The sequence below is a fragment of the Kitasatospora albolonga genome (genome assembly GCF_039535905.1).
GTDB classification, from domain to species: Bacteria; Actinomycetota; Actinomycetes; order Streptomycetales; family Streptomycetaceae; genus Kitasatospora; species Kitasatospora albolonga.
In genome coordinates this window covers 41,727-62,040 of sequence record NZ_BAAAYB010000029.1, presented here as the reverse complement: position 1 = coordinate 62,040, position 20,314 = coordinate 41,727, and the positions used below count along the sequence as shown (strand labels likewise).

The window sequence follows — 20,314 nt, the reverse complement described above, 5'->3', positions numbered from 1 at the left end:
GGAGCGTCTGTTGGCGTCCTTCCCCCGGACGGAGACACCGATGTTGAATCTTGGAGCGAGCGGCAAGCTACCCGATGGTGTTACTCGCCAGCAACAAGCCTTTTCGCCTGCTCAGGCGATTGATGTCCATCGGACACCGGGTCCCCGAAATCTGTTGACACTCTGTCAACGGTGTGGTCGACTGCACCGGATCACGGCAGGACGCACGGGGGAGCAGCACCCAGATGAACACTCGGACTTCGCACCGCGGCCTGGCCGCATTGGCACTCGCCGCCGCGGTGGTGCTCGGCGCCGGCGCGTGCTCCTCGGGCGGTTCCGGGAGCGCTGGCAATGCGGCCGCTCCGTCCAAGGCGGTCAATTCGGGTGCGACCGGCCAGGGTTCGGCCGCGCAGAACGGCGTGGGTGGCGCCGGGCCGTGCCGGGACACCATGAAGCACATCACCGAGGCGGGCCAGAAGCTCACGGCCGACATGGCGGACAAGGCCAAGGCGACCGCCGACCTGGAGGCCATCGCCAAGCAGTTCGGCGAGGACGCCGAGAAGATCAAGCACCCCGAGGGCAAGGCCGCCGCCAAGCAGCTCGCCGAGGTCTACGGCAAGCTCGCGCAGAACGCCAGGACCAACCAGGGGCCGGACATGGCCACCTTGCCCGGGGTGGTGCAGGGCGCCGTCTCCGCCCTCGGCCAGTGCGCCGCCGCCGAGTAGCCGGCGCGGGCTGACGGCCCGTCAGGGCCCGGGAGGACCCGGGCCCTTGTTCTTGTGGCAGACCGGGAGCGCTCCCACCAACTCCGGTCGTAGTCCTTGACGCGTCCGGAACTCCGTGGGTTGATATGCCGTGAACCCGGCAGCCTCACGGCAAGGTGGTTCAGTACATCGTGGGAGCGCTCCCACTTTTCTCGCAGCACGCTGCTCACACCCGGATCTCCCCCACCCGAAAGGATCCGCACGTGTCAGGACAGCTCCTCCGCCGACTGCGGACGGCCACCGTGGCCGTCACGCTCGGCGCGGCCTCCCTGCTCCCGGTCGCCGGCGCCGCGACCACGGCGCACGCCGCCGCCAAGGTCGACAACCCGTACGTCGGTGCCGGGGTCTACGTGAACCCCGAGTGGTCCGCCAAGGCCGCCGCCGAGCCGGGCGGCTCCGCCGTCGCCAACCAGCCCACCTCGGTCTGGCTGGACCGGATCGCCGCGATCAACGGCGCCAACGGCACGATGGGCCTGCGCGCCCACCTCAACGAGGCGGTCCGCCAGGCCGCCGGGAAGCCGTACGTGTTCCAGGTGGTGATCTACAACCTGCCCGGCCGCGACTGCGCCGCACTGGCCTCCAACGGTGAGCTCGGCCCGACCGAGATCGGCCGGTACGAGACCGCCTACATCGACCCGATCGCCGCGATCCTGGCCGACCCGGCCTACGCCAACCTGCGGATCGTCACCACCATCGAGATCGACTCCCTGCCGAACCTCATCACCAACGCCGGCGGCACCCCCACCGCCACCCCCGCCTGCGACGTGATGAAGGCCAACGGCAACTACGTGACGGGCGTGGGCTACGCGCTCAACAAGCTCGGCGCGATCCCGAACGTCTACAACTACATCGACGCGGGCCACCACGGCTGGCTGGGCTGGGACTCCAACTTCGGCCCCAGCGTCAACCTGCTGTACCAGGCCGCCAAGGCCTCCGGCTCCACCCCGGCCAAGGTGCACGGCTTCGTGGTCAACACCGCCAACTACTCGGCGCTGAAGGAGCCGTACTTCACCATCGACGACACCGTGAACGGCCAGTCGATCCGCGGCACCTCCAAGTGGGTCGACTGGAACCGCTACGTGGACGAGCTCTCCTACGCCAAGGCCTTCCGGCAGAAGGCGGTCGAGGCCGGCTTCGACGCGGGCGTCGGCATGCTGATCGACACCTCCCGCAACGGCTGGGGCGGCCCGGGCCGCCCGACCGGCCCCGGCCCGAAGACCACCGGTGACGCCTACGTGGACGGCGGCCGGATCGACCGCCGCCTGCAGGCCGGCAACTGGTGCAACCAGTCCGGTGCGGGCCTCGGCGAGCGGCCGACCGCGGCTCCCGACGCGGGCATCGACGCCTACGTCTGGGTCAAGCCGCCGGGCGAGTCGGACGGCGCCTCCAAGGCGATCCCGAACGACGAGGGCAAGGGCTTCGACCGGATGTGCGACCCGACGTACACCGGCAACCCGCGGAACAACAACAACATGTCCGGCGCGCTGCCGGACGCGCCGCTGGCCGGGGCCTGGTTCTCCGCCCAGTTCCGCCAGCTGCTGGCCAACGCCTACCCGCCGGTCGGCGGCACCACCCCCGGTGACACCACCGCCCCGACCGTGCCCACGGGCCTGACCGGCACCGCCACCAGCAGCAGCGTCACCCTCGGCTGGACCGCCTCCACCGACGACGTCGGGGTGACGGGCTACCAGGTCTTCCGCGGCGGCGTGCAGGTGGGCACCTCCACCTCCACCTCCTACACCGACAGCGGGCTGACCGCCTCCACCGCCTACGCCTACACCGTCAAGGCGCGGGACGCGGCGGGCAACGTCTCGGCGGCCTCCGCCGCACTGACCGTCACCACCCAGGCGGGCGGCGGCGGTGGCGGCAACGCCGGGTGCACCGCCACCTACAAGGTGAGCAGCGACTGGGGCGCCGGCTTCAACGCCGACGTGACCGTCACCAACACCGGCACCGCGCCCACCAAGAGCTGGAAGGTCAGCTGGACCTGGCCGGGCAACCAGCAGGTCACCAACCTCTGGAACGGCACGGTGACCCAGAGCGGCAGCTCCGTCTCGGTGGTCAACGCCGGGTACAACGGCACCGTCGCGGCGGGCGGCTCCACCGGCTTCGGCTTCGGTGCGAGCTACTCGGGCGCCAACGCGGCCCCGACGCTGAGCTGCACCGCGACCAGCTGACGGCCGGCTGACGGCCGGTCGATCCGGCGTCACCGTACGGCGGCCGGCCCCACGGCGGTGGGGTCGGCCGCCTCGTCGCCGTCCAGCGCGAAGGCGGTGTTGACCAGCCCGACGTGGGTGAACGCCTGCGGGGCATTGCCGAGTTGGTGCCCCGTCCGGGGGTCGTACTCCTCGGCCAGCAGGCCGAGGTCGTTGGTCAGCGCGAGCACCCGCTCAAACAGCTCGCGGGCCTGCTCGCGGCGCCCGGTGGCGGTCAGCGCGTCGGCCAGCCAGAACGAGCAGGCCAGGAAGGCGCCCTCCGGCCCCGCCAGCCCGTCGGAGCCGGGCAGTCCGTCCGGACCGGTGCGGTAGCGGCGGACGAAGCCGCCGTGGTCCAGGCCGGAGCGCACCGCGTCCACCGTCCGCACCACTCTCGGGTCCTCGGCCGGCAGGAAGCCGTACTTGGCGAGGAGCAGCGTGGCGGCGTCCAACTCCCGTTCCCCGTACGCCTGGACGAAGACGCCGCGGTGGTGGTCATAGCCGTACTCGCAGACCTCGCCGTGCACCGCGTCGCGCAGTGCCCGCCAGCGCTCCAGCGGGGCGGGCAGGCCGGTGGCCTCGGCGAGCCGGACGGCGCGGTCGGCGGCCACCCAGACCATCATCTTGGAGTGGACGAACTGCCGCTTTCCGCCCCGGACTTCCCACAGGCCCTCGTCCGGCTCGCGCCAGTGCAGCTCCAGGAAGGCCATCAGCGAGCGGAGCAGCCCCCAGACCTGGCGCTCCATCGGCACACCGGCCTGCCAGGAGAGCTCCAGGGTGTCCAGCACCTCGCCGTAGACGTCGAGTTGGAGCTGGTGGACGGCCGCGTTGCCGAACCGCACCGGGGTCGACCCCTGGTAGCCGGGCAGCCAGTCGGCCAGCGTCTCCGGCAGGGTCCGCTCGCCGGCCACCCCGTACACCGCCTGGAGGTCGCCCGGGTCGCCCGCGATGGCCCGCAGCAGCCACTTGCGCCAGGCCGCCGCCTCCTCCCGGAAGCCCCCGCGCAGCAGGGCGGCCAGGGTCAGGCTGGAGTCGCGCAGCCAGCAGAAGCGGTAGTCCCAGTTCCGCTCGCCGCCCGGGTGCTCGGGCAGCGAGGCGGTCGGCGCCGCCACGATCCCGCCGGTCGGGTCGTAGGTGAGCGCCTTGAGGGTGATCAGCGAGCGCAGCACCTGGTCCCGGTAGGGCCCCTGGTAGCGGCAGCCGGCCGCCCAGTCCTGCCAGCGCCGCACGGTGGAGGCGAGCAGCCCGGCCGGGTCGGTGCGGGGCGTGGTGGTGTGGTGCGAGGGCTGCCAGGTGAGCACGAACGGCACCTGTTCGCCGGCCCGGACGGTGAAGTCCGAGACGGTGGCCCCGTCCTCGCCCCAGGTGTGCACCCCCGGCGGGACCCGCAGCCAGGCCGCGTCCGGGCCGGCCACCGCGATCCGGTGGTGGTCGGTGCGGCGCACCCAGGGCTCGATCCGGCCGTGGTTGAACCGCAGCCGCAGCGCCCCGCGCATCCGGACGGTGCCGCTCAGGCCCTCCACCAGCCGCACCAGCCGCGGCAGCCGGTCGCGCTGGGGCATGAAGTCGGTGATCCGCACGGTGCCGGTGGGCGTGCGCCAGAGCGACTCCAGCACCAGGGTCTCCGGCAGGTAGCGGCGCTCCGTGCACGGCCCGCCGCCCTCGGGGGCCAGCCGCCAGGCGCCGTGCCGGTCGCTGCCGAGCAGGCCGGCGAAGCAGCTGGGGGAGTCGAAGCGGGGCAGGCAGAGCCAGTCGACCGAACCGTCCCGGCCCACCAGGGCGGCGGTCTGGAGGTCTCCGAGGAGCGCGTAGTCCTCGATCCGTCCGGCCATGAGGCTTCCATTCTGGGACGGATCGCCGGGACCGACCAGGCAGGGGAGGGGAGACGGTTCGTCACACTGTTCACTTCCGTCTCTGCTGCTTCGCTGGTGACAGGCGGCGGAGCGATGATAGGAAGATCCTCGTGTTGTCCCGTCAGAATCAGAACCGGTAGGGGTGCGGTCATGCAGCAAGCGAACTGGGTGCCCGCCGGAACGGACCTCGACAAGCCGAACGCGGCCCGGATGTACGACTACTACCTGGGCGGCTCGCACAACTTCGAGGTCGACCGGATGATGGCCCGCAAGGCCATGGAGCTCTGGCCGGAGCTGCCGGAGATCATGCGCGCCAACCGCGCCTTCCTGCGCCGCGCCGTCCAGTTCCTCGCCGAGAGCGGCGTCACCCGCTTCCTGGACATCGGCTCCGGCATCCCCACCTTCGGCGCGGTGCACGAGGTGGCCCAGGCGATCCGCCCCGACAGCCGGGTGGTCTACGTGGACCACGACCCGATCGCGGTCGCGCACAGCCGCCTGCTCCTCAAGGACGACCCGCAGAGCCTGGTGGTCGAGGCCGACCTGCGCGATCCGGCCGACGTCCTGGCCCGCCCCGAGGTGAAGGAGCTTCTGGCGGACGGCGAGCCGGTCGCCCTGCTGCTGGTCTCGGTGCTGCACTTCATCACCGACGACGACGACCCGTACGCGCTGCTGCGGCAGCTGCGCGACGCGCTGCCCTCCGGCAGCGCCCTGGTCATGTGCCACGCCTCGCTGGAGGGCCGCCCGGACCAGGCCGAGGCCCACCAGGACCTCTACAAGCGGACCCCGACCCCGATCACGATGCGCAACTACGCGGCGGTCGAGGCCTTCTTCGAGGGCTTCGAGCTGCTGGAGCCGGGCCTGGTCTACATGCCCCAGTGGCGCCCGGAGGACCCGGAGTCGGTCGGCCCGAACCCGGAGCGGATGACCGGTCTGGTGGGCGTCGGGCTGAAGCCGTGACCGCAGGCCCGGGCGAGACCGAGGGGCTGGCGCAGGCCGAGCGGGAGGTCCGCTTCCACCACGAGTGGGAGCGGCTGCTCTCCAGCGGCCACGGCGCGGCCGTGCACCCGGGCATCCTGCGCCGACTGGTCTCCCGGACGGCCGCGCTGCTGCACCGGGCGCAGTCCGAGGAGCCGTTCCGCCCGGAGCTGGCCGCCCAGGCCGGGGCCCAGCTGGTGGACGCGCACTTCACCGACCCGGTGGTGCTCGCCCGGGCGGTGGAGCTGCTCCAGCGCACGCCGGACCGGGACGGCCGCGGCCCCGAGCTCTGCGGCTCCTTCGCGGCCGGCTGGGCGCGCGCCCTGCGCGAGCGGACCCTGCGGGAGCAGGAGGCGATCCGGCTGGCGGCGGACACCGCCAAGCTGGAGGTGGAGAAGGCGCTGCGGGAGTCGGAGAACAAGTTCCGTGCGCTCTTCGAGTCGGCCGCGATCGGCATCGGCATCGGCGACACCGACGGCAACATCATCTCGGTGAACAAGGCGCTCGGGGAGATCTTCGGCACCGGCCCGATCGACATGACGGGCCGTCGGGTGGACGAGCTGGTGCACCCGGAGGACACCCCCGGCGTCTGGGAGGCGTACGAGGACCTGATCTCCGGGCGCACCGAGTACTTCCAGTTCGACAAGCCGTACTACCGGCAGGACGGCGAGGTGGTCTGGACCCACCTGACCGTCTCGCTGATCCGGGACGACGAGGGCGTCCCGCTGTACCAGGTGGCGATGCTGGAGGACATCACCGACCGGTACCGCCTCCAGGAGCGGCTGCGCCACCAGGCCACCCACGACCCGCTGACCGGCCTGCCCAACCGGGTGGCCTTCTTCGAGCGGCTGGAGAAGCTCTTCGAGGAGCCGGAGCCCGGCGCCCGCTTCGGCCTCTGCTACGTGGACCTGGACGGCTTCAAGGTGGTCAACGACAGCCTCGGGCACGACACCGGTGACCAGCTGCTGGCCGCCGTCGCCCAGCGGCTGGAGACCGCGCTGACCCCGCTCGGCCACCTGGTGGCCCGCCTCGGCGGCGACGAGTTCGTGGTGCTGCTGGAGAACTGCCGGGGCGAGCAGGAGGCGGTGGCCGCCGCCAAGACGGTACTGGCCGCACTCGCCAGACCGGTGCAGGTGGGCGACCACTCGCTGGCCGTCGGCGCCAGCGTCGGCGTGCTGGAGCGCCGGGTGGCCACCACCACCCCGGGCGCGGCGGTGCGCGCGGCGGACCTGACGCTCTACCGCGCCAAGGAGGCCGGGCGCGGGCGCTGGACGCTCTTCGACCCCAAGGAGAACGCCCGGGCGGTCAGCCGCTACGCGGTGTCCGTCCGGATGCCGGCCGCGCTGGACCGGGGCGAGTTCTACATCGACTACCAGCCGCTCTGCTCCCTGGACGACGGCCGGCTGGTCGCGGTCGAGGCGCTGGTGCGCTGGAGACATCCGCAGCTCGGGGTGCTCGGCCCGGACGAGTTCATCGGGGTGGCCGAGGAGACCGGCCTGATCATGCCGCTCGGCCGCTGGGTGCTGGAGCAGGCGTGTCGTCAGGCCACCGAGTGGGTACGGGAGTTCGGCGAGGCGGCCCCGCAGCTGAACGTCAACCTGGCGGTCCGTCAGGCCCGCAGCGCCGGGCTGGTCACCGACGTGGACCGGATTCTGCGCAAGACCGGGCTGCCGCCCGGCAAGCTCCAGCTGGAGATCACCGAGTCCACCGTGGTCGGCCCGGAGGACGAGACCCTGAAGGCCCTGCACGGGGTGCGTGACCTGGGCGTCTCGCTGGCGGTGGACGACTTCGGCACCGGCTGGTCGAACCTCGCCTACCTGCGGGACCTGCCGGTCTCCTGCCTGAAGATCGCCGGCTCCTTCGTCGGCGACATGCACGACCCGGCCAAGGACACCCACACCGGCTGGCGGATCGTCAGCGGCCTGGTCTCGCTGGCCCACACCCTGGGGCTGACCGTCACGGCGGAGGGCGTGGAGACCGACAAGGACGCCGCGCGGCTGCGCGAGATGGGCTGCGACTGGGCCCAGGGCTGGTTCTTCGGCCGCCCGGCCCGCCCGGAGGACATCGCCCGGCGGCTGGCCGAGCAGACCGCGGCCGAGCGGACCGAACTCCCTTAGGTCAATTCGGACATAAGGGTTGACATCGTCCGTCGGGCGGGCGGACGATGAGGCCCTGGCACCAGTTCATTCGCCAGTTGCCCGACCCAGGCGGCTCCTGCCGCCGGAGACCGGTCGGCGCGGATCCCGAAGGGTTCTCGGGGAGTCCTCACCACAACCCCCGCGCCGTTCTGAACCGCTCTCCCCCTTCAACCGGGGCCATCCCGCGCCCGAGGCGCGGTGCACTCCGCCCCGTCGACAGAGGGCCACGCCCGTGGGAGTACCGGCGTGCCCGCTGCCTCCCGAGAGGCTGTCCAACGATGAGCACCACGCTGCCTCCCAACGTCCTCCCGTACCCGGACCGCGAGATCCGACCGCTGCGCCGCTCCACCGACCGGCCGCCGGCCGAGCGGCCCCGGCGCCGGGTGGAGGACGGGACACGGACCCGACACTCCGTCAGCCTGGTCATCCCCGCGCAGAACGAGGCCCGCAACATCCCCTGGGTGTTCGAACAGATCCCGTGCTGCGTCGACGAGGTGATCCTGGTCGACGGCTCCTCCGACGACGCCACCCTGGCCGTCGCCGAACACGCCCTCCCCACCGTCCGTTCCCTCCAGCAGAGCGCCCCCGGCAAGGGGAACGCGCTGCGCACCGGATTCGCCGCCGCGACCGGCGAGTACGTGGTGATGATGGACGCGGACGGGTCCATGTGGCCCGGCGAGATCCCGCACTACCTGCACTTCCTGGACCACGGCTACGACTTCGTGAAGGGCTCGCGCTGCATCGGCGGCGGCGGCTCCCTCGACCTGACCCGGATCCGCACGCTCGGCAACCTCGCGCTGCTGAGCGTGGTGAACCGGCTCTACCGGGCCAGGCTGACCGACCTCTGCTACGGCTTCTGCGCCTTCCGCCGCAGCTTCCTGGACCAACTCGACCTGCGCTCGGCCGGTTTCGAGATCGAGGCGGAGATGGTCGCGCACGCGCTCCGCTCCGGCCTGCGGATCGCCGAGGTACCGAGCCTGGAACTCCCCCGACGCAGCGGACGCTCGCACCTGCACGCCGTCTCCGACGGCCGCCGGGTGCTGCGCACCCTGATCGCCGAACGACCTGGCGGCCGGGGTGCGGCCGCCCCCGTGCCGAGGGAGCGATGATGAACGGCAACGACCAGCGGACCGCAGCGGCCTGCCCCTGCCCCGCCGCCCGTGACACGCTCGACACCCCCGTCCACGTGGTCGAACTGGACCTGGCCGAACCCGGTGAGCTGCGCTCGCCCGGCGGCACCGGGCCGGCCGCTCCCGACGGCCGCGTGCTGGCGTTGGTGCGGCTGCACGGACACCCGCTCGGCCTGGTCGAGGCCACCGGTGCCGACCCCGCCGACCCCGGCGGCACGTACCGGTCGCTGGTCGCTGCCGCTCACCGCGAACTCGGCCCCGTCCCCGAGCAACCACCCACGAAGAATGACCGGTTGACCTCCGCGACGTCCGGCGGGCCCTCAAGTCGGGTCGGCGGCCCCCGGACGCCCGCGGGCCATCCGCCGCGCGTCAGCGTGGTGATCGCCACCCATGACAGACCGGAGCCACTCCGCCAGTGCCTTGACTCCCTACTGCGGATCGACAGCCCGCGGTACGAGGTGCTGGTGGTCGACAACGCCCCGGCAGGGGACGACGCCCACGCGCTGATCCGCGAGCGGTACGCCGGCCGGGTCCGCTACCTGCGAGAGCCGGTGGCGGGCCTGGCCCGGGCGCACAACCTCGGACTGGCCGCCGCCAGGGGCGAGTTGGTCGCCTTCACCGACGACGACACCCTGGTGGACCGGAACTGGCTGGCCGCCCTGACGGCCGCCTTCGACGACGACGCCAGGACCGGCTGCGTCACCGGCCTGATCCTGCCCGCCGAACTGGCCACCCCGGCCCAGCTCGCCCTGCACCGCCAGGGCGGCTACGACAAGGGCTTCGCCGGACGCCGGCACGCCCTCGACCTGCCGAGCGCCGACCCGCTCTTCCCGTTCACCGCCGGCCGGTTCGGATCCGGGGCCAACATGGCCTTCCGGACCGGACTGCTCCGCGCCCTCGGCGGCTTCGACCCCGCCACCGGCGCCGGCACCCCCGCGCACGGCGGCGACGACCTGCTGGCCTTCTTCCGGATCGTCAACTCCGGTCTGGTGCTGGACTACCGGCCCGACGCCATCATCTGGCACCGCCACCGCCGCACCGACGAGGCGCTGCCCGCCCAGCTCTACGGCTACGGCGCCGGCCTCGGCGCCTACCTGGCCGCCGCCGTCAGCGCCGACCCCCGGCTGCTGCCCGCCCTGGTGCGCCGCCTGCCCGGCGGGCTGCGCCAGGCCCTCGGCCAGGCCAGGAACCGCACCACCGTGCAGGGGGAGCACTCGACCCGGCTCACCCTGCTCGAGCTCTCCGGCATGCTGTACGGCCCGCTCGGCTACCTGCGCTCCCAGCACCAGGCCGAGCGGCGCCGGATCGCCGACGAGCGGATCGCGCGCGGCCCGGAGCCGGCCGGCGCCCGAGTGCCGAGCCTGCGGGCGGGGTGAGCCCGATGGCCGTCACCACCGCGGGCTCCACGGCCGGGCGAACCACGACCGCGGGGTGCGGCTGCCCGCTCCCGCTGCCCTGCCAGTGCTCCTACCCGGCCCTGCTCCGGGCCCGGCTGCGGGCCGCCCTGGCCACCGAGCCCCTGCTGCGCAACGGCCACGTCCTGACGGCGAGCTCCCTGCTCACCGCCGGGCTCGGCGGCCTGTTCTGGCTGCTCGCCTCCGCCTGGTACGGCCCGGCGGCGGTGGGCCGCGGCTACGCCGCGCTGGCCGCCGCCGCGCTGCTCTCCGGCATCGGCCAGTTCAACCTCGGCGACGTGCTGATGCGCTTCGTCCCCACCGCGGGGCGGCACACCCGCCGGCTGCTGCTGCGCTGCTACGCCGTCAGCTCGGCCGCCACCGTGCTGGCGGCCGGCGCCTTCCTGCTGCTCGTCCCCGTGCTGGCCCCCGAACTCGGCTTCCTGCGCGCCCCGTTGACCGCGGCGGCCTTCCTCGCGGCCGCCGCCGGGTACACCCTCTTCGTGCTCCAGGACGGCGCGCTCACCGGCCTGCGCCGCCCCGGCTGGGTGCTCGGCGAGAACGCGCTGTTCGCCGTCGCCAAGACCGCGCTGCTCGGCGCCTGCGTCCTGCTGCTGCCCGGCTCCGGCATCCTGCCGGCCTGGAGCGTGGCCCTGCTGATCTCCCTGCTGGTCACCAACGCCTACCTGTTCCGCCGCGCCGTCCCGGCCCACGCCCGGGCGGGCCGGGAAGCCGACCCGCCCGTCGGGCTGGTCCGCTACGCGGCCGCCGACTACCTCGGCGCCCTGCTGCGCACCGCCTCGTACAGCGTGCTGCCGCTGCTGGTGCTCGGACGGCTCGGGGCCGAGCAGAACGCGTACTTCTCCCTCGCCTGGGTGATCGCGTACACCCTCCAGCTGGCCGCGCTCAACATGGGCAGCTCGCTGATCGTCGAGGCCGCGCACGCCCCGGAGCAGCTGGCCGCCCAGGCCCGCCGGGTGCTGCGGCACTCCGCGCTGCTGATCGGCGCCGGCGCGGTGGTGCTGGCGGTGGCCGCCCCGTGGATGCTCTCGCTGTTCGGCCCCGGCTACGCCGAGCACGGCACCACCGCGCTGCGGCTGCTCGCCCTGGCCGCCCTGCCGAACCTGGTGCTCGGCCTGGCCGTGGACGTCTGCCGGGCCCGCCGGGCGATGCGCCCGGTGGTCGCCCTGCAGGCCGCCCTGCTGGGGCTGGTGCTGCTGCTCGCCCTCCTGCTGATCCCCCCGCTCGGCATCACCGGCGTCGGCCTGGCCTGGCTGATCGCCGAGAGCGCCCTGGCGCTCCCCCTGTTGGCCACCCTGGGCCGCTGGCTCCCGAAGGGACGGTGACGGCGATGACCGCCCACCCGCTCACCGAACCGGTCCTGACGGGCCGTCCGCCCACCCTCACGGTGGTCATCTGCTCCTACACCATGGCCCGCTGGCCCGATCTGGTGGCCGCGGTCCGCTCGGTGCAGCGCCAGCACCACCCCGCCGAGGAGCTGCTGCTGGTGGTCGACCACTGCCCCGAGCTGGCCGTACGGGCCGCCGGAGTGCTGGCCGGGGTGCGGGTGGTGCCCAACCACGAGCGCCCCGGCCTGTCCGGCGCGCGCAACACCGGCACCGCGCTGGCCCACGGCGAGGTGGTCGCCTTCCTGGACGACGACGCCACCGCCGACCCGGACTGGACCGAGCGGCTGCTGGCCGGCTACCGGGACGAGCGGGTGCTCGGCGTCGGCGGCCTGGTCCGCCCGCACTGGGAGAGCGGACGCCCCTCCTGGTTCCCGCCCGAGTTCGACTGGGTGGTCGGCTGCTCCTACCTCGGCATGCCCGAACAGGGCGGCTGCGTACGGAACTTCATCGGCGCCAACATGTCCTTCCGGCGGGCCGAGCTGCTCGCCGCGGGCGGCTTCCGCCCCGACCTCGGCCGGGTCGGCAGCCGCCCGCTGGGCTGTGAGGAGACCGAGCTCTGCATCCGGCTGACGGCCCGTCACCCCGGCGCCGTGCTGCGCTACGAGCCCACCGCCGGGGTCAGCCACCGCGTGCCCGAGGGCCGCACCAACTGGAGCTACTTCCGGGCCCGTTGCTTCGCCGAGGGCCTCTCCAAGGCCGCCGTCGCCCGGCACACCGGACGCCGCCCGGCGCTGGCCAGCGAGCGCCGCTACCTGTACGCGGCCGTGCCGCGCGGGATGGCCCGGGCGCTGAGCCGGGAGGGCGGCGGCCCGCGCGAGCTGGCCGCGCTCGCCCTCGGGGTGGCCGTCACGGTGACCGGCTACACCACCGGCCGGCTGCGCCAGGCGCTCCCGTCGGCGGTGCCCCCGCCGTCCGCCGCCCCGCCCGCGGCCCCGGCCGGAAGAGGGGGAGGGGCGGGCGGGCCGGGCGGGCCGGGAGGTGCGCCATGACCGTCGTACCGGTGTACCTGTGGCACTCGGTCTCCGAGGACCCGCCCTCCTGGATCGCCCCGTGGACCGTCACCCCGCGCGCCTTCGCCGAACAGCTGGACCGGATCGCCGACAGCGGACGCACCGTCGTCCCGCTGCACCGGCTGGTCTCCGCGCTGCGCGGCGGTCCGGCGCTGCCGGAGAACTGCGCGGTGCTCACCTTCGACGACGGCTTCGCCGACTTCTACTGGACGGCGGTCCAGCAGCTCACCGACCGCGGCCTGCCCGCCACCCTGTTCGTCACCACGGGAGCCGTCCACCCGCCCGGCGGCCCGGCCTCCGGCAGCCTGCTGCCGCCGGCCCGGATGCTGAACTGGCGTCAGGTGGTCACCCTGGACGCCTGCGGGGTGGAGATCGGTGCGCACACCCGGACCCACCCGCAGCTGGACACCCTGCCGGGCCGCTGGCTGCCGGGCGAGATCGTCGGCTGCCGCCGGGAGCTGGAGGACGTGCTCGGCCACCAGGTGCTCTCCTTCGCCTACCCGCACGGCTACTCCAGCCCGTCGGTGCGGCGCCAGGTGGCCCTGGCCGGGTTCACCTCGGCCTGCGCGGTGGGCAACGCCTTCAGCTCCGGCAACGACGACCCGCTGCGGATCGCCCGGCTGATGGTGCGCGCCGACACCACGCCGGAGCACTTCCGGCGCTGGTCGGACGGCGAGGGAGCCCCCGTCGCGCCCTTCCCGGAGCACCTGCGCACCAAGGGCTGGCGGTACTACCGGCGGCTGCGGGCCGCGGTGGGCCGCCCGGTCGGCGGGCCGCCGGACCTGTGAGCCGCTGGATCCGCGAGCCGCCGGGCCATCGGGCCGGCGGCCGCTCAGTGCTGCCAGACCCGCACCCAGTCGACCTGCATCCGGGCGGTGTCCACGCCGTCCGGCGGGGCCGAGGGGTAGCCGACCGCCAGGTCGAGCAGCAGTTCCATCGGCTGGTCCGGGATCCGCTCGGGCCTGGTCTCGCGGTGCCGGGCGACCCCGTCCACGTACCAGGTGAGCGAGTCCTTCTCCCAGGCGAGCGCGAAGACGTGGTACCCGGCGGGGAAGTCGGCAGGTCCGTAGGAGGCCGAGTCGTGCAGGTCCTGGCCGCCCGGGCCGGGCCAGTGCACGGTGAACTGGGCCCGGTCGGTGGAGCCGATGAACTCGACCACGTCCAGCTCGGGCGGGGTGGTGCGGGTGGCCGCCGGCATCAGCCAGAAGGCGGGGAACATCCCGCCCTCGGGCGGGATCCGGACCGCCGCCGCGAAGTAGCCGCGGGTGAAGACCTGCCGGGGCGGCGCGTCCCAGGAGTCCCGGCCGGTGGTGACCATGCCGGAGGTCCACGGGTAGACGTGCCCGTCGGCGCCGGTGGTGGGGCGGCGCTGCGCCGTCAGGGTCAGCGCGCCGCCGCCGACGGTGGCCTGGGAGGGCAGGTACCACTCCAACTCCCCGTTGGCCTTGTTGGTGCAGCCCCCGTCGTTCCAGTCGTAGCAGGTGGCCCAGCGCCGGGTGTCGAGCGCGGTGCCGTCGAACTCGTCCTGGAGCACCAGCCGCCAGTCGCCCGCCGGAGCGGGGGCCGAGGCCGCGGCGGAGGCGGTGCTCTCGGAGATCCGGGCACCGGGGGTGTTCCACACCTCGTGGCCGGTGCCCCCGCCGCCGCAGGCGCTGACCAGCAGGAGCAGCCCGGCCAAACCCACCCGGCCGAACGGGGGACGCGCCAGCACCGCCGCAGTGGTCAGCAGGGCCAGCACCAGCACCGCCCGCGCCGGGGTGAACCAGCCGCCCAGGTAGAGCGCCACCGCGACCAGGGTCTCCACCGCGAGCCCGAGGGCCCCGGCCAGCACCACCGACCGGGTCCGCCCGCCCCGCCCGGGTGCCAGCCGGGCCAGCGCGGTGCCCGGACCGGCCAGCAGGAACAGCAGGGTGACGGGCAGTCGGACGGCCTGCGGCAGGGCGAGGGCGGCCAGCGCGGCCCAGCCCGCCAGGACGGGCAGCAGGGGAACGGCGAAGCGACGGAACACCTCTGACACCTCCTCGGACGGCCCGCCCCGGTCAGCCCGGATCGGGGACGTAGCGGTAGACCGCCGCGTCGTCGTTGCGGTCCACCACGGCGAAGCGCGGCGCCTCGTCCACCGCGGTGCCCAGCCGGGCCACCGTGTCGGCGGGCAGCACGCCGGTCAGGTAGCACTCGGCGGCCTGGCCCCGGTTGAGCACCAGGTAGAAGGGCGTGCCCGGCGGGGCGAAGGCGGTGGCCCGGGCCAGCGCGGCCAGCGGGTCGGTGGCCAGCTGGCGGCGGACGTCCTCGCTCTCCTGGTTCAGCTGGACCCGGGGGTGGACGTCGTAGTGGGAGGCCACCCCCGGAACGTTCCCGGTGACCGAGACGATCACCGCGCCGGGTGGTGCCACCTCGATCATCCTGGCCACCGCGGAGACCTCGCCGGGGGTGAAGTAGTTCATGTTCTCCTTGCTGTAGTAGCCGAAGAACAGGCCGCCGAGCAGGGTCAGCACCACCGCCACGGCCGCCGTCGCCCGCACCCCGGAGCGGGCCGTCGGGCGGAGCAGGGCGGTGACCAGGAAGGCACAGGCGGGCAGCGCGAAGAGGTAGACCCGGAAGATCATCTCGCCGCCGTAGCTGTTGGCCAGCAGCAGCGGCAGCGGGGCCGCCGCCATCAGCGGCAGGGCGGTGCGGCGCACCCAGGGCCGGCGCCAGACGGCCAGCACGGCCAGCAGGATGACGGCGGCGGAGAGCCCGCGGTCCACCCAGGCCACCACCACCTGGCCCGGTGCGGCGGCGCCCAGCCCGGCCAGCCCGGAGACCACGTTGGAGTCCGGCGAGGTCAGCCCGTCCAGGAACTCCGGCAGGTTCCTGGCCAGGAAGGGCCGGGCGGCCGTGGTGTCCCAGAGCACGGTGAGCAGCACCGCCCCGGCCAGCGCGGGCAGCACCGCCCGCCGGTTGCGCCGCGGCAGCGCGAGGGCGGTCAGCACGCATATCAGCATCAGCGGGGTGAGCTGGTGCGAGACCACCACGGCGGCCTCCAGCAGCAGCACCGCCAGCAGCGGGAGCAGCCGGGGCGGGCCGGCCCGCTCCGGTGAGCCGGAGGCGTGCGCGCCTCCGCCCGGGGCGGCGCCCGGGAGTTGACGGGCCACCAGGGCCAGCACCGTCACGAAGAGCAGGAAGGCGAAGGCCTGCGGGGCGAAGTAGTCCTGGCCGACCCAGGCGCAGCAGTAGTAGACCCAGAGCGCGCCCCAGACCAGGCCCCGGTCGGTGGAGAAGGAGCGGTAGAGCAGCAGCAGCGGGCCGAGCAGCAGCGCGTTCACCACCGGCGGGGCCCAGGCCGCGTAGCCGAGGGCCGACTCCAGGCCGGTGACGCGCAGGTAGAGGGCGTTCAGCAGGAAGAAGCCGGGCCACTGGTTGTAGATGTCGAAGCCCCCGGCGTGCGGCACCTGGCCGTCGCTGCGCAGCATCGCGTCCAGCACGGCGATGTGCTTCCAGGCCCAGGAGTAGCGCAGCGTCGGGTAGAGCAGTGCCGGGGTCGCGTGGATCATCGCGACCAGTCCGAGCAGGTACCCCGTCAGCCACCGGACGGGGACGGTGCGGTCGCGCAGCGCCAGCCAGAAGCCGGCCGTCAGCAGCACCACCGCCACCCAGTACCCGGCGGGCAGCACCTGGAGCAGCCCCAGGTCGTCCATCCCGGCCAGGTCCACGGTGCGCAGCGAGAGCAGCCAGACCAGCAGCGCCAGCGGCAGCAGCAGGTACGGCGGACGCACCCACCGGTGGAGCGCCTCGGTCGTCATCCGGTGCCCTCCAGACTCCGGTGCCCTCCGGACGGCGGCTCGGGCACCCTTCAGACCAATGTGCACCGGCGCGGCGGGCCCAGCACCCCCGGGGGCGGGGCCGGGCGGGCCGGGCGAGAATGCGGACCGGGAGGTCACGCCGCCGAGGAAGGGCTGGAGCCGGATGTCCCCGATCGAGCCGGACCGCGGCACGCCCGCCCTGTTGGTGAAGGTCGGCCGCTACCCGCAGCACCACGGCGGCCTGGGCGTGGTGCGCACGCTGGGCCGCCTGGGCGTCCCGGTGCACGCGGTGGTGGAGGACCGCTGGACGCCGGTGGCCCGCTCCCGCTACCTGGGCCGGGCGTTCGTCCGGCCGACCGACGGGACGGAGGCCGCGGAGCGGCTGCTGGCCCTGCTGGCGGAGCTCGGCGCGGCGATCGGCCGGCCGGTGGTGCCGGTGGCCACCGACGACGAGGCGGCGGTGCTGCTGGCCGAGCACGCCGAGGCGCTCTCCCGCTGGTACCTGCTGCCCGCGGTGCCGCCCGGGCTGCCGAGGCGGCTGGCGGACAAGGGCGGCCTGGCCGGGCTCTGCGCCCGGCACGGGGTGGACACCCCGCGGGCGTGGGCGCCGGGCAGCTACCGGGAGCTGCTGGAGGTGGGGCGCGGGCACGGGTACCCGCTGGTGCTGAAGAACCTGGCGGCCTTCACCCGGCTGCGCGCGCCGGTGGTGGGGCACACCACGGTGGTGCACGGGGAGGAGGAGCTGCGGGCGCTGCTGCCGGACCGTCAGGAGCCCTCCGTGCTGGTGCAGGAGTACCTGCCGCCGGAGCACTGCGAGGACTGGATCACCCATCTGTACTGCGGCCCGGAGGGCACCGAGCCGCTGGTGTTCACCGGCCGCAAGCTGCGCTCCTGGCCGCCGGGGGCGGGGGTGACCACCCGGGCCCGCTCGCTGCCGGAGCCCCGGCTGGCCGCGCTGGCGGCGGATTTCTGCCGCCGGATCGGCTACCGGGGGGTGGCGGACCTCGACTGGCGGCTGGACCGGCGGGACGGCCGCTACCGGCTGGTGGACTTCAACCCGCGCGCCGGCGCGCAGTTCCGCCTGTTCGAGACCACCGCCGGGGTGGACGTGGTGCGGGCGCTGCACCTCGGCCTGACCGGGCGTCAACTGCCGCCGGGGGAGCAGCTGGTGCGCTCCTTCGGGGTGGGCCAGCTGGACCTGCCCTCGGCGCTGGCCGCCGCCCGGCGGGAGCGCCGGGTGCCGGCCGACCTGCTGCCCCGGCGCTCGACGGAGCGCGGGTGGCTCGCGGCCGACGACCCGCTGCCGGCGCTGGTCGAGGCGGTCCGCTTCTGCGGTACGGCGGCCGCCCGGCTCCGCCGGATATGACCGTTATCTCTGACCTGTGTTGGTCAGATCGCACTCGAACTGCCCCGGGCTGTCGCAGAGTTGTGACAGAAGAGAGCGAAATCCTTCCCCTGGTGCGGGGTTTGTGGACGTAGTGTTCGAACATGGCACCGAAGCGCCCCATATCCAACGGCCTGAAGTTCATAGGTTTCTCCACCCTGGCCGGCGTGCTGCTGGCCGGGATGGCCCTGCCCGCGGCCGGCGCCCTCGGCCTGACCGCCAAGAGCGGGGCGGAGAGCTTCGAGGAGGTGCCGGACGACCTGAAGACCCCGCCGCTCTCCCAGGCCAGCCACATCTACGACGCGCAGGGCGGCCTGATCGCGACCGTCTACGGGCGGTTCCGCACGGTGCTGACGGCGGAGGACATGGGCACCTTCATCCGGCAGGCGCAGGTGGACATCGAGGACGCGCGGTTCTACGAGCACGGCGCGGTCGACCTCAAGGGCGTGCTCCGGGCGGCCAGCAAGAACGCCGAGAGCGGCTCCGCCGTGCAGGGCGCCTCCACGCTGACCCAGCAGTACGTGAAGAACGTCCACGTGGAGCAGGCCGGGGACGACCGCGAGGCGGTGCTGGCGGCGCAGCGCAAGACCCTGGGCCGCAAGATCCAGGAGCTCAAGTACGCCATCAAGCTGGAGGAGGAGCTGACCAAGGACCAGATCCTCACCAACTACCTGAACATCACGTACTACGGGAACCAGGCCTACGGCATCGAGGCCGCCGCCCAGCGCTACTTCTCCAAGCACGCCAAGGAGTTGACCGTCCCGGAGGCGGCGCTGCTGGCCGGGCTGGTGCAGAACCCCAGCCAGTACGACCCCAGGCTCCACCCGCAGGCCGCCCAGAAGCGCCGCGACGTGGTCATCGACAAGATGCTGGAGCGCGGCCACCTGACGGCGGCCCAGGCCGCCGAGGCCAAGGCCGCCCAGGTCGGCCTGCGCTACCAGGCGCCGCGCAACGGCTGCATCACCGCCCAGGCCGGCATGGGCTTCTTCTGCGACTACGTCCGCCAGGTGGTCCAGCAGGACCCGGTGTTCGGCGCCAACGCGGCCGACCGCAAGCGCCTGTGGGACCTCGGCGGGCTGGACATCCGCACCACCCTGGACCCGAAGAAGCAGGCCGCCGCGCAGAAGGCGGTGACCACCAAGGTCCGGGTCAGCGACCCGGTCTCGGCGGCGGCCACCATGATGGAGCCCGGCACCGGCAGGATCCTGGCGATGGCGCAGACCCGTCCGTACGGCCTGGACAAGGCCAAGAACGAGACCGTGGTCAACCTCAACGTGGACGCCGCGATGGGCGGGGGCAACGGCTTCCAGCCCGGTTCCACCTTCAAGCCGATCGTGGCCGCGGCCGCCCTGGAGTCCGGGCTCCGGGCCACCCAGGCCTTCCCCTCGCCGGCCAGGATGGACTGGCCGACCATGACCACCTGCGCGGGCACCTGGAAGAACCAGTCGAAGGGGAAGAAGGAGGGCTCCGTCCCGAACGACGACCCGTCGGAGGTCGGCCCCTACGAGCTGAAGCAGGCGATGGCGATGTCCATCAACACCTACTTCGTGCAGATGGAGCAGGAGATCGGCCTCTGCGCCGTCAAGCAGATGGCCAACAAGCTCGGCATCAAGGGCCGGGCCAGCGGTGCCCAGCTGGACGAGGTCCCGGCCATGGGCCTGGGCACCCAGGAGGTGGCGCCGATGACCATGGCCAACGTCTACGCGACCTTCGCCGCCCGGGGCACCTACTGCGCGCCGGTGGCCATCGAGAAGATCACCAATGCCGAGGGCAAGGCCGTCCCGGTGCCGGAGCGCCGCTGCTCGCGGGTGATGTCCGAGGAGACCGCCGACGTCCTCAACACCGTGCTGCTCGGGGTCACCGAGAAGGGCACCGGCCGCCAGCTCGGCCTGGAGGACGACCGCCAGATCGCGGGCAAGACCGGTACCACCGACCAGAAGAAGTCCGCCTGGTTCACCGGCTACACCGCCGACCTGGCCACCTCCGTCTGGCTGGGCGGCCCGACCGGCGGCGTCCCGATGCGCAACATCAGGATCGGTGGCGTCCTCTTCGACGAGGTCTACGGCGCCACCGGCCCGGGGCCGATCTGGAAGATGGCGATGGACCTGGCGGTCGAGGGCACCCGGGAGCGGGAGTTCGAGACCGTGCACATCCCGGATCCGGTCCGCCAGCCCGGCCCGAGCGCCTCGCCGAGCACCTCCGGCAGCGCCTCGCCCGGTGCCCCGGCGACCCCCGGCTCCCCCGCCCAGCCGGGCACCCGCCCCGGGGCCCCCTCGAACGGGGCGCCCCGGCGCTGACCCG

14 protein-coding genes are annotated in these 20,314 nt (G+C 73.7%); 11 read left to right on the top strand and 3 right to left on the bottom strand.

Translation table 11 applies throughout. From position 1 onward, the window contains the following. Positions 1-224 precede the first annotated feature (224 nt). Both ABD946_RS07495 and ABD946_RS07490 read left to right on the top strand, forming a co-directional pair. Positions 225-704: a hypothetical protein gene (locus ABD946_RS07495; protein ID WP_345281311.1), complete on the top strand. Its 480-nt coding sequence runs from the start codon at positions 225-227 to the stop codon at positions 702-704. Positions 705-946: 242 nt separating this feature from the next. Beyond that, the gene (locus tag ABD946_RS07490; protein ID WP_345281309.1) at positions 947-2,920 is read left to right on the top strand and encodes a glycoside hydrolase family 6 protein; all 1,974 of its coding nucleotides are present in this window, start codon (positions 947-949) and stop codon (positions 2,918-2,920) included. Between the two features lie 29 nt (positions 2,921-2,949). On the opposite strand, the gene ABD946_RS07485 is transcribed toward ABD946_RS07490, so the two are convergent. Then, positions 2,950-4,770, bottom strand: a complete 1,821-nt coding sequence (locus ABD946_RS07485) for a glycoside hydrolase family 15 protein (protein WP_345281308.1) — start codon at positions 4,768-4,770, stop codon at positions 2,950-2,952. A gap of 171 nt (positions 4,771-4,941) precedes the next feature. On the opposite strand from ABD946_RS07485, the gene ABD946_RS07480 reads away from it, so the two are divergent. From ABD946_RS07480 to ABD946_RS07450, 7 genes are all read left to right on the top strand, one after another. After that, a complete protein-coding gene (locus ABD946_RS07480) occupies positions 4,942-5,748 on the top strand; it encodes an SAM-dependent methyltransferase (protein ID WP_345281307.1) in 807 nt (268 codons plus the stop codon). Next, positions 5,745-7,883: a putative bifunctional diguanylate cyclase/phosphodiesterase gene (locus ABD946_RS07475; protein WP_345281305.1), complete on the top strand. Its 2,139-nt coding sequence runs from the start codon at positions 5,745-5,747 to the stop codon at positions 7,881-7,883. Before ABD946_RS07480 ends, ABD946_RS07475 begins: the two co-directional genes overlap by 4 nt. Positions 7,884-8,182: 299 nt before the next feature. Then, positions 8,183-9,013, top strand: coding sequence for a glycosyltransferase family 2 protein (locus tag ABD946_RS07470; RefSeq protein ID WP_345281303.1), 831 nt, complete (start codon positions 8,183-8,185; stop codon positions 9,011-9,013). Further along, a complete protein-coding gene (locus tag ABD946_RS07465; RefSeq protein WP_345281301.1) occupies positions 9,010-10,410 on the top strand; it encodes a glycosyltransferase family 2 protein in 1,401 nt (466 codons plus the stop codon). The genes ABD946_RS07470 and ABD946_RS07465 overlap by 4 nt, the downstream gene beginning before the upstream one ends. Before the next feature lie 5 nt (positions 10,411-10,415). Next, positions 10,416-11,774, top strand: a complete 1,359-nt coding sequence (locus ABD946_RS07460; protein ID WP_345281299.1) for a lipopolysaccharide biosynthesis protein — start codon at positions 10,416-10,418, stop codon at positions 11,772-11,774. 5 nt (positions 11,775-11,779) lie between these two features. Beyond that, positions 11,780-12,826 carry a glycosyltransferase family 2 protein gene (locus ABD946_RS07455; protein WP_345281297.1) on the top strand — a complete coding sequence of 349 codons (1,047 nt, stop codon included), beginning with the start codon at positions 11,780-11,782 and terminating at the stop codon, positions 12,824-12,826. Continuing rightward, the gene (locus tag ABD946_RS07450) at positions 12,823-13,635 is read left to right on the top strand and encodes a polysaccharide deacetylase family protein (RefSeq protein WP_345281296.1); all 813 of its coding nucleotides are present in this window, start codon (positions 12,823-12,825) and stop codon (positions 13,633-13,635) included. The genes ABD946_RS07455 and ABD946_RS07450 overlap by 4 nt, the downstream gene beginning before the upstream one ends. Before the next feature lie 44 nt (positions 13,636-13,679). Here ABD946_RS07450 and ABD946_RS07445 read toward each other — a convergent pair whose 3' ends face one another. Next, on the bottom strand, positions 13,680-14,855 hold the full coding sequence (locus tag ABD946_RS07445) for a glycoside hydrolase family 16 protein (protein WP_345281295.1): 1,176 nt from the start codon (positions 14,853-14,855) through the stop codon (positions 13,680-13,682). Between the two features lie 31 nt (positions 14,856-14,886). Beyond that, positions 14,887-16,629 carry a glycosyltransferase gene (locus tag ABD946_RS07440; RefSeq protein ID WP_345281293.1) on the bottom strand — a complete coding sequence of 581 codons (1,743 nt, stop codon included), beginning with the start codon at positions 16,627-16,629 and terminating at the stop codon, positions 14,887-14,889. A gap of 163 nt (positions 16,630-16,792) precedes the next feature. Here ABD946_RS07440 and ABD946_RS07435 point away from each other — a divergent pair, with 163 nt between their 5' ends. Together ABD946_RS07435 and ABD946_RS07430 are read left to right on the top strand one after the other, a co-directional pair. Next, positions 16,793-17,995, top strand: coding sequence for a carboxylate--amine ligase (locus ABD946_RS07435; protein WP_345281292.1), 1,203 nt, complete (start codon positions 16,793-16,795; stop codon positions 17,993-17,995). A gap of 122 nt (positions 17,996-18,117) precedes the next feature. Next, positions 18,118-20,310 (top strand): transglycosylase domain-containing protein, encoded by a 2,193-nt coding sequence (locus ABD946_RS07430; protein WP_345281291.1) that lies wholly within the window; start codon positions 18,118-18,120, stop codon positions 20,308-20,310. Positions 20,311-20,314 lie beyond the last annotated feature (4 nt).

What these genes read in the sequence shown, in the direction of transcription:
- ABD946_RS07495 (WP_345281311.1), top strand. Translation starts at nt 225, where the DNA reads ATGAACACTCGGACTTCGCACCGCGGCCTGGCCGCATTGGCACTCGCC.
- ABD946_RS07485 (WP_345281308.1), bottom strand. Translation starts at nt 4,770, where the DNA reads ATGGCCGGACGGATCGAGGACTACGCGCTCCTCGGAGACCTCCAGACC.
- ABD946_RS07480 (WP_345281307.1), top strand. Translation starts at nt 4,942, where the DNA reads ATGCAGCAAGCGAACTGGGTGCCCGCCGGAACGGACCTCGACAAGCCG.
- ABD946_RS07470 (WP_345281303.1), top strand. Translation starts at nt 8,183, where the DNA reads ATGAGCACCACGCTGCCTCCCAACGTCCTCCCGTACCCGGACCGCGAG.
- ABD946_RS07465 (WP_345281301.1), top strand. Translation starts at nt 9,010, where the DNA reads ATGATGAACGGCAACGACCAGCGGACCGCAGCGGCCTGCCCCTGCCCC.
- ABD946_RS07460 (WP_345281299.1), top strand. Translation starts at nt 10,416, where the DNA reads ATGGCCGTCACCACCGCGGGCTCCACGGCCGGGCGAACCACGACCGCG.
- ABD946_RS07455 (WP_345281297.1), top strand. Translation starts at nt 11,780, where the DNA reads ATGACCGCCCACCCGCTCACCGAACCGGTCCTGACGGGCCGTCCGCCC.
- ABD946_RS07450 (WP_345281296.1), top strand. Translation starts at nt 12,823, where the DNA reads ATGACCGTCGTACCGGTGTACCTGTGGCACTCGGTCTCCGAGGACCCG.
- ABD946_RS07440 (WP_345281293.1), bottom strand. Translation starts at nt 16,629, where the DNA reads ATGACGACCGAGGCGCTCCACCGGTGGGTGCGTCCGCCGTACCTGCTG.
- ABD946_RS07435 (WP_345281292.1), top strand. Translation starts at nt 16,793, where the DNA reads ATGTCCCCGATCGAGCCGGACCGCGGCACGCCCGCCCTGTTGGTGAAG.
- ABD946_RS07430 (WP_345281291.1), top strand. Translation starts at nt 18,118, where the DNA reads ATGGCACCGAAGCGCCCCATATCCAACGGCCTGAAGTTCATAGGTTTC.